General features: G+C 36.1%; 7 protein-coding genes. 2 read left to right on the top strand and 5 right to left on the bottom strand.

Annotated features, from left to right (window positions below):
* Position 1: 1 nt before the first annotated feature.
* Together ABW637_RS13240 and ABW637_RS13235 are read right to left on the bottom strand one after the other, a co-directional pair.
* The gene (locus ABW637_RS13240; RefSeq protein ID WP_367585180.1) at positions 2–2,782 is read right to left on the bottom strand and encodes a TonB-dependent receptor; all 2,781 of its coding nucleotides are present in this window, start codon (positions 2,780–2,782) and stop codon (positions 2–4) included.
* A gap of 1 nt (position 2,783) precedes the next feature.
* A complete protein-coding gene (locus tag ABW637_RS13235; RefSeq protein ID WP_367585179.1) occupies positions 2,784–3,512 on the bottom strand; it encodes a hypothetical protein in 729 nt (242 codons plus the stop codon).
* A 469-nt stretch (positions 3,513–3,981) separates the two neighbouring features.
* Between ABW637_RS13235 and ABW637_RS13230 the strand changes: the two genes are divergently transcribed.
* A complete protein-coding gene (locus ABW637_RS13230) occupies positions 3,982–5,322 on the top strand; it encodes a M28 family peptidase (RefSeq protein ID WP_367585178.1) in 1,341 nt (446 codons plus the stop codon).
* A gap of 33 nt (positions 5,323–5,355) precedes the next feature.
* Complete coding sequence (locus tag ABW637_RS13225) at positions 5,356–6,291, top strand: alpha/beta hydrolase (RefSeq protein WP_367585177.1); 936 nt, start codon at positions 5,356–5,358, stop codon at positions 6,289–6,291.
* Between the two features lie 183 nt (positions 6,292–6,474).
* Here ABW637_RS13225 and ABW637_RS13220 read toward each other — a convergent pair whose 3' ends face one another.
* From ABW637_RS13220 to ABW637_RS13210, 3 genes are all read right to left on the bottom strand, one after another.
* Complete coding sequence (locus ABW637_RS13220) at positions 6,475–8,757, bottom strand: eCIS core domain-containing protein (protein ID WP_367585176.1); 2,283 nt, start codon at positions 8,755–8,757, stop codon at positions 6,475–6,477.
* A gap of 878 nt (positions 8,758–9,635) precedes the next feature.
* Positions 9,636–10,661: a M12 family metallopeptidase gene (locus ABW637_RS13215; protein WP_367585175.1), complete on the bottom strand. Its 1,026-nt coding sequence runs from the start codon at positions 10,659–10,661 to the stop codon at positions 9,636–9,638.
* 52 nt (positions 10,662–10,713) lie between these two features.
* Positions 10,714–14,532, bottom strand: a complete 3,819-nt coding sequence (locus ABW637_RS13210; RefSeq protein WP_367585174.1) for a glycosyl hydrolase family 8 — start codon at positions 14,530–14,532, stop codon at positions 10,714–10,716.
* Positions 14,533–14,579 lie beyond the last annotated feature (47 nt).

The raw sequence follows: 14,579 nt of genomic DNA, 5'->3' as shown, positions 1-14,579 counted from the left end.
TTTAAAATTTAAAATTGTATGTAATAGAAGGTACCGGGATCGAGAAAATAGAACTTTTTAATCCTTTTACCTCGCCATTTTCGGTAACAAAAAATACCGAAAAAGGATTATTACGTCCTAATACATTATAAATTGATATGGTCCAGAAACTATGAGCCAATTTATTTTTCTTATGATTTCCTTCTATATTAAATCCAATATCTAATCTATAGAAGTCAGGGATTCTAAACTTGTTTCGCTCACTAAATACTGTAAAATCTGATCCATTGAAAGAAAAACTTCCTATTGGAAAAGTTATAGGCCTACCCGTTTGATATACAAAATTTGTAGATAAGCTAAAACGTCTTGTAAGCTTATAATTAGCCACTAAGCTAAAGTCATGAGGTTTATCAAAATTAGAAGGAAAAAAATCACCATTGTTTACCCTTTCTTCTCTAAATTGACTATCTAACTGTATTAAAGAACGAGAATACGTATAACCCAGCCAACCATAAAGCTTTCCTTTTTGTTTTTTAAGCAAAAATTCTACTCCATACGCCTTTCCTTTTCCTTGTAACACCTCGGTTTCTACATTTTCGTTTAATAAGATTTCTGCACCTGTTTTAAAATCTAATATATTATCTGAATTTTTATAAAATCCTTCTAAACTCAATTCGTACGCATTGTCATCAAAATTTTTATATACTCCTAAGGCATATTGTTGAGAACTCTGTGGTTCTATATTAAGATCTGAAAGTTTCCAGGTATCAATTGGTGATACAGTAGTGTTATTAGAAAGCGTGTGTATAAATTGAAACGTTTTGTTATATGACGCTTTTACCGACAAATCCTCTCCTAATAAATATCGCCCGGAAACTCTAAATTCGGGTCCTCCATAAGTTTCAATGACTTCATTCTCATCAAAAGATAATGTTTCTTGTACCGTACCTTCGCTTCTTGGAGTTCCTTCTTGATATATATTCTGTGTACCTGCTCCAAGTGCATTAAAAACAGAATACCTAATCCCTGCGCTAAGAGAAAGCTTTTTAGTCAAATCAATTTCTGATGTTAAGAAAACGGCAGATTCAAGTCCTCTTTCTTTATCAACCTCAAAAGGAGAAATAATAGATTCTGCTCCTTTAGGGTTAATCTCTCCTGGTCTAACATTATATAGTTTACTAGAAACACCATAATCAAAATTCAATTTATCACTATATAAATATTTAAACTGAAGTTTTAATTCTGTTTCATCGATACTATACCCTAATTCAAAATCATCATTACTTTGTCCATCAAATTCGATATCAAATTTATACTGACTATTAGACAAAGCTAATTTACCAGAATTCTTTTCGTTAAATCTATAATTCCACCTTAACGATAAGGCTCTATTCCCATAGACATATAATGAATCTGAAGTAATACTAAAATCATCTCTGCTCAAATATGCCGTTGCTTCTATTTTGGATTTTTCTGTAATTTGATGATTATATTTTGCCACAACATCATAAAAGGATGCTTCACTATTTTGAAGAGATTCGTCATCTAATGAGCTTAAAATCCAATTAGCATAGGCTCCTCGCCCACCTATCATTAATCCAGCCTTATTCTTAATAATAGGTGCTTCTAACAAAACATTTCCTGTAACGGGGCCTACAGAGGCTTCTCCTTTAAACTCCTCAACACTTGCATCTTTTGTTGTTAAATCAAAAACAGAGGATAATCTACCCCCATATTCTGCAGGAATACTATTTTTATATATACTTACATCTCCCAGAGCAAATGGATTTAGTGCCGAGAAAATCCCAAAAAAGTGTTGAGGATTATAGACCACCGCATCATCTAAAAGGATAAGGTTTTGATCTGCTTTTCCTCCTCTTACATTGTATCCTGCAGCTCCCTCACCAGCAGTACTAATTCCTGGCAAAGCGGTGGCAACTTTAAGAACATCACGCTCACCCAAGGCCAATGGTATATTCTTAGATTCCTCTACATCTACTTTTGTTTTTGTTACTACTTCTTCTACATTATTATTAATCTCGGTCTGAAGAAGCACTTCGTCCAGCTGCTCTATTTTTTCATTAATAGAGGTATCATATCTGCCATCACTATATATAATTATGTTCTTTTTAAAACTCTCCATCCCCAAAGAATTGATCTCAAAAACATTAGTTCCAACTTCCAATTCTACTTCATAAAACCCATTGTTATCGGTTACAACTCCAACATTATTACCATTTATGGCGATAACAGCATTAGGTAATGGTTTTTTAGTTTGTTCATTTGTAATGTATCCTGATAGTGTAAAGTTTTGCTTTAAATTTCCTCTAAGTGCCTTACCTATTCTAATGGTTTCTATCCTAACATTTTTAGCAGGGCTTTTACTGGTTGCAAAAACTGGTGAAACCCTTTTATACCTTCTTTTTACCTCTTGTTCAATACTATCTCTCGGTTTTCCGAAAAAGTTTTCAGGAAGGTTGTCATATATAATATTATTCTGGGTAAGAATCACTTTACCCTCTTTCATTATATAAAAATTAAGTACAGTATTCTCAAAAAGATCATTCAATACATCGGTAATCGAAACATTATTATAATCCCCAGACATATCGCTATACTCTTGTAACCAGGGATCAATAAAATAAAAACGATACTCTGTTTGACCTTCTATTTGAGTAATTACAGAATTCAGGTCTAAGTTCTTAAATGATAGCGTGATTAATGAATCCTTTTGTTGTGCCCAAATGCCCGAAACAAACAACAAAAAACTCAGAGCAAAACATCTTCTTATATTAAAATTCATATTATATCGAGGATGAGGATGGATTAACAATTTTTTTAAATAGCCTTTGCATAAACGTGTCTGGTTCTGATTTTCTTAATCTTTTATAAGCCTCATAAAACTGTTTAATCTCTTTTTTATGTTCAGGAAAGATTTTAATTATATCTGCTTTAGCAGTTGTTACCTTTTTATACTTCTTATTCATCAACAAAATATAACTATTTGCACTTGCAAATTCATAGGATAACAACCTACCTGCTTGTATATTTTTTCTTCTGTTCTTTTTATTTTTCTTCAACAACGAAAAAGAAGAATCTTCTACTAACACTTCATAAAATCCATTAATTGATGTATTATCTTCAAGTATATCAGTGATTCTAATAAATCTATATCCATCAATTGTAAACTCATCTATTTTATCCCGAATCAATTGGATAATAGAAACCGTAGTACCCGATTTTAAGGTAACCAAAAGTATATCCTTCTCAAGATTATACTTCATCCCAATATTATGATACGTTTGACCATCATACATAACAGAACCGTTCATAACTTTATCCGATAAAAAGAAAGCATTTTTATTATCGTGAATTCTGTTAATATCAAGATCAACATATTGCTTCCCGTTATATAATCCCGTATGTTCTCGCCCTAGTACTTGATCGAACCAGTCATAATAAGAACTCTTCTTATCAACATCTTGCCCAAAAACGGCAAATGGTAACAAGAAAAAAACAAGATTTTTTTTCATTTTGTTGATTGTATCCATACTCTTTATAAACTTTAAAAGAATTAAAGGTTAAATGTTTTAATGGAAATATTAACTCAAAGGAAATGACAAGTTAATTTGTTTTTTCTATCGGATTGCTAAAGGTTTTAACAAGAAAAACGATTATCAAAAAATGAGCTAGTAATTTAGCATGAAGTAAACCACTAGCAAAAGCCCCTATTATAAATTTTCCCAAAAAAAAGTTTTCCTTCAGAATTGAAAAAAAACTTCGTGTCTAATATATTACTAATTCTTTAACTGAACCAGTAGCAACACTTTCAAAACGTATTTATTAATAAATAATTAATATAATAGTCATCCAATCTTACCTAATTTACACATAAATAGCAGATTAAAATAAAATCAAAAATAACTGGTAATCTTATAAATTTGTTAAGGATCCTGCCTGCCTAGCCCCTTTTAGTTAAATTAGGCGATCAAAATCATCAATATGAATACATTTCTCACCTCTATTTTACTCTTGTTATCCACTTTTATAATTGCACAAACCGATCAAAGAATCTATGAAGTTATTGATGTTGTATCGGCCGATAGAATCGAAAAAGACATTAAAACTCTTGCTGGTTTTGGTACACGACATACCCTTAGTGATACAGTTTCTAAAACCAGAGGGATTGGTGCCGCACGACGATGGATCAAATCTGAATTTGACAATATTTCAAAAGAATGTAGTAATTGTTTCGAAGTGTTTTATCAAAAGGATTTAGTAAAAAAAGGAGCAAATAAACGTATCGTAAATGATGTTTGGGTGGTTAATGTAGTGGCCATTCAAAAAGGAACAAAATATCCTAATCGATATATCATCATGAGTGGAGATATCGATTCCCGAATATCTGACCCTACCGATTATACGAATGACTCTCCCGGAGCTAATGATAATGCTAGCGGAATGGCAGGAACTATTGAAGCTGCTAGGGTTCTTTCTAAATATAAATTCGAAAATAGTATTATCTATGTTGGGCTATCTGGTGAAGAGCAAGGCTTGTTTGGTGGTAAAGGATTAGCTAAACATGCCAAAGATAAAGGATGGGATATTATCGGTATTATGAACAATGATATGATAGGCAATATTAAAGGTGTAGACGGAGTAATTGACAATAGAACATTTAGAATATTTTCAGAACCTGTGCCCCCGACAGAGACAGAAGAGCAGCGTAAATCAAGACGGTTTTATGGCGGCGAGGTCGATGGTATCTCACGTCAATTGGCACGTTATATTCATAAAACGGTAAAAACGTATATGCCCGAAATGAACCCAATGCTAGTATATAGACTCGATCGTTTTGGGCGAGGTGGTCATCATAGACCTTTTAATGATGCAGGTTATGCAGGAATTCGAATTATGGAGGCTCATGAAAATTATACGCAACAACACCAAGATATCAGAGAAGAAAACGGAATACAATATGGCGATGTAGTAGAACATGTTAACTTTGATTATGCCGCCAAACTTACCGCGGTTAATGCCATTAATCTAGCAAGTATCGCATGGGCTCCCCCGGCATTAACCGAAGTTGAAATAGGCGGTATCGTAGCACCTTCAGCAAAATTTAAATGGAAAAAAATCGAAGACCCTAATATTAAAGGGTATAAGATTTATTGGAGAGACACCACCTCACCTACCTGGGATCATAGTCGCTTTGTCGGAAATGTAGATAGTTTTACTTTAGAAGGAATAGTAATCGATAACTACCTCTTCGGTATTGCTACCGTTGGAAAAAATGGGTTTGAAAGCCCTATTACTTTTCCATCAAAAATTTTTAGAGATTAATCATAGCTATTACTAACCAATTAAAAACCTATAATGAACATATTAAAATCAATTTCGGTTATTGTTGTACTTGCAATAATTATATCGTGCAAACAGCAAGCCAAAGAGAACGAAAATCAAGTTGCTGAAACCACAGAAAAAGCAGTAATAAAAGAAAGTGAAGTTGTGGTATACGAAGACTTTAAATCAAAATATGTAGATGCACGCCATGTCGAAGTCTTTTTACCCGAAGGGTACAATGCTACCACCACAGAAAAGTATAAAGTGCTATATATGCATGATGGGCAGAATGTTTTTAATCCAAAAACTTCATATACAGGAATCGATTGGGGTGTCGACGAGACCATCGACAGTTTGATAAAGCTAGGGAAAATCAAAAACACCATTGTCGTTGCTCCCTGGAATACAGTAAAAAAACGCTTTTCTGAATACATGCCTAAAGCTCCGGCAGAAGTAAGTGAAAATCCACAGGCAAAAGCATCTCTAAAAGAAAACACAGGGTATGATGCCCTCTACTCTGATGAGTATTTAAAATTCTTGGTTGAAGAATTAAAACCTTTTATTGATACAACTTATAATGTATCTACCAAAACCGAAGATACATCTATTATGGGATCATCTATGGGTGGACTCATCTCATTATATGCCATATGCAAATACCCCGAAGTATTTGGAGCAGCAGGATGTGTATCTACACATTGGCCTATCCCTATTTTAGGAGAAGCTTATATAAAAACACTACCCGCAACACTACCCGATCCTGCGACACATAAAATTTATTTTGATTTTGGAACCGAAGGTTTAGATGCACAATACGAACCGTTTCAGAAACAAGTAGATGAAATGATGGTGACTAAAGGGTATGCTGAAAGCACTAATTGGATCACTAAAAAATTTGAAGGAGCCGACCATAACGAGAAAAGCTGGAATGAAAGAGTTCATATTCCTCTTGAGTTTTTGTTGAAGTAATACTCGCATTATATATAAATAGATTGATATCCTATATCGTAAACCTGTATTATTGGTAATCACAGACAGAACTACATTAGTAACAATGCCAGAAAAAATAGTAGATAAATAAACAGAACATATCTATCAAAAAATAAAAAGGAGGCTATCAAATTTCAATAGTTATTAGATAAAACAATAACCCTAGGTTTTCCGATCAGCAATATGATAATGTGCTACTGGATTGTGTACATGAATTAATATCCTTCCACCTCCTTGCACCTCAATAGGAGTGCCATCTGGTTCAATGATAGTTACACTGGTATCTAGCACGAAACAAGCCAAACCTATGATTGCATCGGCTGCTGGTTTATTAAAGTTTGTGGCAAGATTAGAAAGTACATTCTTCACTTCTTCTACTGAATAAATTGTATACTCGTTAATCCAATTCTGGGCATTAACTTCATGAGTAAGTGCATTAATAAGAGTATCGATGATTTCATCTTTGGACCGTCCAGTAACTACAGAAAGAGCTCCTACCATGCAAAAACCATCTGGTTTAATCCAATGTAATACAAGTTGATGTGCTTTCATACGATTAATCTGAGTCTGAGTAGGAAAATAGTCTTTGCCATACTTAACTCTTTTTTTCTTTGTTTTTTCAGGGGCTTTTTCAGGATCTTTTCTCCACTCTTCAAATGGATCGAAAGGCTGCATAGGTTTGTTTTTTTTGCGGCGACCTCCCTTCTTATTTTCAAATTCATCATCACGAGTACCCGTCTTATCGACAAGATCGTATATTCGAGTTTCTGCAGCATCTAATATATCACCCATCCCAGAGCCAACATCGCGTGCTTCAAACAAGACCTTATCATTATCCATTTCATACATACCCATTGCATATTTCATTTGTTGGTTATCCGGATTATCTTCGTTATATTTATCTACTTCGTGATGCATATCATAGGTCGGAGGTGGAGACATTTCATCTTTGGGTACTCGGGTACCTTTTCCATCAATAATACGTCCTTTTATAATCGAATCGATCCATTCTGAAACGGTCAGGTCAATACTCTTAATTCCTGGAAAGACCTGTTTCTTAGCTCCATACACTGAATAAACCAAATCCTTCATGTCTTTATTAAATTGGAGTTTCTCTTTTTTATCAAGTTCTTGGAACATGCTATGAAAATCGGTTCGAGCCATCAAGGTGAACGCATACTTTGGTCCATCTTCCTTTTTCTTTGGTTTAAATGCTTTTGCATCATCCAGATACATCATTATTGTTGAAAATATACCACGTACCTTAGTTTCTTCAGGCTCCTTATATTCTATTTTGCGTTTTTTAGTTGGGGGTTCCAGATCCTCTTCTTCTTCCAATCCTTCCGAAAGAACAGCTGGAAGTCCTTCCCAAGCCTTGCTGTGTAAATCCTTTATCAATAAAGGAAGCTTCTTAAGTGTTACCCCTTCAGTATACTGAAGTTTAAATGTCGGCTCTATAGAGCCTCCCTTGATAGTACAGTCTTCCACCCAACCGTCGCCCTTTGGAACATTAAATGTTCTTTTGTTATTTGCTTTTTTACGTAAGCCGACCAATATGTTAACCACATACCGGATTTCCGCCATACAAGCATCGACCTCTTTACGATTTGATAAAGGGTTGGTTACTATTTCTAATTCAGGTTTACCATCGCCAGCATCTACTTCAATTTTAAAAAACATCCCTGAGTAAGCAACTGCCTTGGAGTCAGGGTTCTTAGTTTCACCAATTTTTTCAATCGTCCAAGTTGATTGCATCTCAAAGCCTACACTTCGTTGAATAGGTGCATTTGATCCATGATATGTTTTAATAATAGCAGAACTACTTCTTCCATTGTTGTTTAATTGTAAAGCTTTGCTTCCCATGATATCAGCCTCTGTCTCTAACTCTTCATCATCATTAATATTCACGTTGTCTTTCATCTGCACAGTCGGTTTTACCCGTCCCTGCTTTTGCTGCACCACATGCCAGGCTTCATGGGGTAAATGTTTCTCCTGTCCTTGCCCTAAATGAATATCTGTACCTTGTGCATAGGCTTCTGCTTGCAACTGAGTTGGTTTATCAGAGTTACGATGTACCTTAACATCATCCATAGAAAAGCCAGAGAGGTTCTCTATTCCTGTTTTTAGATTGTTGGGTAATCCGGTTTTGTTTTCCTTTTGACTCTGTTCAGGGGTAGCTTTTTTTTGAATGGGCACCTCTTTCATTTGCACCTCTTCCTCTTCTGTGCTTTGTTTTTGCACAGGAGGTGTTAGAGATCGACTTTTAACGGGCTTAAAAAAAGGATTACTTGGTGTTTTGGTAAAAAAAGGAGATTCATTTTTTTGAACCATACTTGTATTTAAAAAATCAGAAGTATCATCAAGAAAAGGCTCTGGCTCATTATTATTCTCGGTAGAAGGACTTTTTTGATAGACGGTTGAGGACTTAGACGCTTGCTCTTTCATCAGTTTGTTTTTTATGTATTGCCTATAACAATTGTATCAGTTGTTAACTGATGATCACACCCTCTAATTTTTATACATAAATTTACAAAAATAGCCTGAGAACCAAGTGTTAAGAAGTTTACAATTTATACCTAACAGACTATATAATTGTGTTAAAAAAACACATCTTAATTCTAGTTGTTCGATCCCGAAGCATTGAGAGAAAATTATATAGAGCAATATGTTGGTATAGGCATCCATAGGTTTCCTCCATTTTTAGTTATTTGAACTGCCCTTGATCCATAAATATTTATCATTATTTTTTTAATATAGTACAGTCACTTTCTAAATTAAATTACTCATAACCCCTTTAATTATTATCATCCATTTATATGTTGATAGCAACAAAATGCCCAATATAAATATCCCCCACAAGTATCGCACCCTTCCCCGCAGGTATATTTTCTTTCCCCGCACTAGTTTTAGGTTTCCCCGCAGGTGTTATGTCTCTCCCCGCACATCTATTGTACTCCCCCGCAGGTTTATATTCTTCCCCCCACCATTTTTAGGTTTCCCCGCAGGTGTTATGCCTCTCCCCGCGCATCTATTGTGCTCCCCCGCTGGTATATTTCTCTTCCCCGCACTAGTTTTAGGTTTCCTCGCACATCTATCATACTTCCCCGCAGCGAGGAAACATAAAATTGGTGCTGGGAATGGCTTCAATGATGCAAGTGATAGGTTAGTCTTATGCAAGGAAAAAGAAAAAGGCCTCGGGGATCAACATAAATCATTCAGGGAGTTGTATGTATCATTAATGAAAACATATACTTCTATCTTTTTTATAAAAAAACCCGAACTGCTCAAGCAATTCGAGGTTTTCAACAATTCAAAAGCAAAGTTTAACTTATATAATACCAAGTAGTTCCTCTTAATTCTACACGTCTCCAACGATCTTGACTATTATCATAATACCACCATACATCACTGTATCTATATACTCTTACCCCATAAATGGTATAATAATTCCCGTTTTCGTATACTTCGCCCCCACCAGTACCTGGGTACATTTTATTAATTCCGATAAGGTCATCAGAAGATAATGCATTACGTTGTGTGCTATATCCACTACCATCTTTTTTAGTAATGGTTCGTTGACCATTTTTTGAAAATGCTCGAGAGCTATACATCATGATCGATCCAAAATCTAGAGTATTGGTATATTCACGACCATCTCTACCTCGCTGTACATAGGTTTGAAAGTTATGTTCCTTACCAGATTGAATGTTTTCGAAACGTACCGTAATATAATTGTTTCGATCTGCTCGACTCTGCTCATGCCATAACCCAACCGCATGTCCAATTTCATGAATAGTACTTCCTGTAGAACAGCCATCTGCCAAGTTAATATTTTGGCGGCCACCTACCATACCTACGCTAGATGAGCAACCTGATCCTTTTCTAAATCGTATATAATTCGATTGATTTGTACGTTCTACAAAGCGTAAAGAAGTATTGGCTTCCCAATGAGCAATTGCATCAGATACTCGATATTGTTTGGGTAAACCACTCTCGATAGTATAATACACTGTGTTATTTGGCCATCTCGCACCCGTTCTACCGACACTCTTATTTACTGGCACTTCTTCTCCTTCTTCGAACACTAGTTTTTCTGAAGATATTGATAACATATCCTTTTGAAAGATAATATCTCCTTCATAGATAAATTCTCCATTAATTTCTTCTACAGGAATTTTTGTGCCTGCATAATACATATCGACTACCTTACCTGTGGTTTCGGGATATGCTACTTCTATTTCTTCAGAACTTTCTTCTGTTACTTCAGAATTTTGATCAAATTCTTCTGTTGCACATGCTGCAAACAGTAATGCAGCCATTGATACTTTAAAAAACTGTTTTTTTTTCATAATTAGATGAGTTTGTGTTTATATTTAATTAGTTAGGTTGTAGGTCTAAGAGTTATTCTTTGATGACCCTACCAGAATAGGTTTGACCTCCAACATCAAGGGTATAAAAATATAATCCCGATTCTAGCTGGTTTATATCCACTGCCGTGGAAGTTTGCGTTTCTTTTTGTTCCTTTTTATGAGTGAATACCTTTATGCCCAAATGGTTATAAAATTCGAGAACATAGGTCGCATTTATATCGAGTTGAATATTTAATCGTTCTTTCATAGGATTAGGATATAATAATACCTCTGAGTTTTTTGGTAGTATAGTACTCAAATTATTGTTTCTTAATGTTAATCCGTCCAAATACGCTCTAATCGACGTTGAAAAAGAGAGGTTTTCAAAACTATCCCAATTAATCGACCAGCTCATTACTCCACGTAAATCCGGATAGGTTTGTGATAGCTGATATTGTCCTCCAAAAGAGTTACCATTGATCAGATAATCCAGTGCATTGATGACGCCCTGGGTTCCGATATGTCCTCCACCGGCACCCACCGTTGCCGGTACTCCAATCAATACCTGATCCTGGCGAAGTGCAGGAAAAAACTTGCTCGAATCTTTAGTGATCGGAAATCCTTTGAGCAACATATCTACCAGAGAAACATAGAAATCTGGTCCTGATCCCGGGATATAACCTTGATCATCTAATGCCGTTATAAAACCAGAATTATAATATTGCACCTGCAAAAAAGTGAGCTTATCTCGCAGTGCATGTATCAAGGGTAAATAGGCACCCGATCTCCTATCTGCACCAGTTGAGATGCCCCCATAGAATTGGTATCCCAATTGCACAAAAAATGTTTCGGGTGCCATGGTTAGAATAAAATCATTTCCAAAGTGATTGCAAACACTACGCACAGCATCAATGGTATTGACAATCACTGGTGTAGTAGGGTTTCTAAAATCGGTGTCCCCTAATTCAAAAGAAAGTGACTGTCCTTCAAAATCAATATCCATTCCATCAAAACCATAGTCTTCGATAATAATAATCATAGATGATATGAACTTATCTCTTGCCGCTGTAGTATTTAGTTGCACTTGTCCTTCTGCTCCTCCAATAGAAATGATGATCTTTTTGCCCTGACTCTGTAATAATTGAATGTCTGATCTAAATTCGGCTTCTGTATAATTAATCGCATCAAAATCCGATGATAATTCGAATCCTATCTCGCCATCTGCAGCAGAAAATTTGGGTACTGCAAATGAGACATTGATCACATCCCAGCTAGGAGAAACATCCTTAAGCTTTATTAAATTAGTGCCATTAAAAAAGTTGTGCCAATACCCATTCATGATTCTAACCGGTAAACCCGAAGGTGGTGGATTGGTAGTCCCAACAGAAATATTTACTGATGCAGATTCTGTGGTTACATTTTCATTATCGGTTGCTGCTGCTGTTAGTATATAATTTCCGGTGGAAACACTACTCCAGCTATAACTGTACGGACTTGTTGTATCTTCTCCTAATTTTGTACCGTTACCAAAAAATTCAACCTTGGTAACATTTCCATCTGTATCTGAAGCATTAGCGTTAATAGTAATCGTACTTCCTACAGCAAAGGATTGCCCATTTGTTGGATTCGTAATTGATACCGTTGGGGGTTGATTTCCTCCCGGAGGGTTTGTTCCGCCATCACATTCACCTACCAACGTCCAGGCATCTTCCCAATAGGTTCCTTCTCCTGGTGCATAGGCCCATGCAGCACCATTACACCATCCCGAAAATGGATACGGTTTGCATTCATAAACGTTACCATTATTTTGTACCTGACTGCCTTCTACATAGCCTCCGTCTTCAATATAGGGTGCTACATCGCAATTGCCGGTTCCGGTACCCGATGTATTAACTGTAATGGTTACCGCGGTGGAGACTGTGGTATCTCCATCATCATCAAATGCCTTTGCGGTGATTACATGATTGCCTACCGATGCTGTATTCCAATTAAAGGCATAAGGTATTGTAGCATCGGTGGCAAGCAATATGTTTCCGTCATAAAATTCAACTTTGGTGATCGTACCATCTATATCAGATGCTGTAGCATTTATGGTGACTGTATCTCCTTCGGTAAACGTTTGACCATTGGTTGGTGAAGTTAAATTGCAAATCGGTGCCTGATTAGGATCTGGGGCTATACCCTCATCTTTAATGATCAAATAATCGATATTAAAATCATTCGTATCCATGGCTACGCGCAATACCTGGGTACCTTGTGATAAAGTCATCGTACTGGTAACAGTTTGCCAATTTTGCCAACCATTGGTATTGGGTACATTAATCGTACCACTTACATTCTGCTTATTGACCTCGATATGAAAGTTCCTACCAGAAGAAATAGCAGCTACGCTACACTCGAGTGTATATGTTTTTGAAGCCGTAACATCTATGGTATACTCTAACCACTCACCGGCCTGTATCCAACCTACATTATGACCTCCTGCGGTACTAGGTTCAATATCTACAGCATCATTGCGATAAGTACCACCCTGGTTTGAAGCGGTCACATCATTAAATGCAATGGTTTGTCCACCTAAATCATAATTTTCGGCTTCAATTTTACCCGGAATAATAACCGGTGTGCCCGCATAAGGTTGTTGATCGGGTGAAGGATTTATGGTTTCTGGTTCGGGTACCCACCAGTTCCCCGAAATAACCAGCATACTTAATAGATTGATACTCGTACCATAATAATCTGTTTGTTTGTTTTTAATATAATTCCATCCGGTATTTAAAAAACTTTGGTTTGCGCTATTGGTAATAGATGCCACAACTAAGGGAGCCACGAAAGCTGTTGGACCATATCGGCTACCTACTATTTGCCCATTTACAGTGTATCCAGAAGCGAAATTTCCGAAGTTGGTTCCGATATCTGTTTTTGCCCAGTTTACAAACCTATTAGACTGTGTTCTTGCATCTGGTGTTCCATAATGTGCAAAATCGGTTGCAATTCGCCATGGAGTTCGGCAAGCATTCCAATAATAATCTTGAGAATTAGGCTCACCAGTTGCATTATTAGTGTCTGGTATAGCGGGATTGCCATCTACAAAATCGGGTAAAATACCAAGATTATTGGTATTTAGCTGATCCACCATTTGATATACTTTGTTAGCAATATTGTTCCAAGAATTATCTCCGGTGGCTTTTTGGTATGCTCTAAAATGTGCAGTCATCCAATCTGAAGACCGAGTCTCTAAAGCATTATTATCCCAGTCACCCATCATGACCCGAAGAGATGATGGATGAATCAAAGAAGCTTTAATCCCATTGGTAATCACATCCTTCGCTTCTTGCAAATAATTAATTGCACCACCAGATCCCCATTGATAATGAGCTAATAATAAAGCATAGGCAATATCCATATCACCATCAGCCGCAGAGCTAAATGCATTAGTACGCTCATCAACAGCAACATTCCAGCCCATTAATTCTGAGTTAATAGTACTTCGGTGTGTGTCAAAAAACTTGTACAGTCCATCGAAATAAGTTTTGGACTGGGTATCATATCCTTCCATCAAGGCAGTAATGATCATACCGTATCCATGTCCTTCAGAGGTTCCTTTACTAGGCACTGTACATCCAGTACACCCACCATTTATGTAATATCCTCCCTGTAAATTGGTAGGTTTTAGAAAATTAGATTTCCAATAATCATACATGCCCTGTACAGAGCTATTCATTTGTTGTTGAGATACATTGTTGGGTTTAATACACCCATTCCAATCTTTTTGTTGAGGAAAAGGTCGGTTTTGGGCATTAGTTCCTAAAAACGAACCCAAAATGAAAAGGTAACAAAAGCATATTTTTAGTATTGTAGCTTTAATCTGCATAATTTTAGGTTTTAAGGTGAAGAAATACATCATAAAGCAAAAGAAGC

Source organism: Aquimarina penaris, assembly GCF_040786285.1.
GTDB lineage: Bacteria > Bacteroidota > Bacteroidia > Flavobacteriales > Flavobacteriaceae > Aquimarina.
This window is presented reverse-complemented; position numbering and strand designations above follow the sequence as displayed.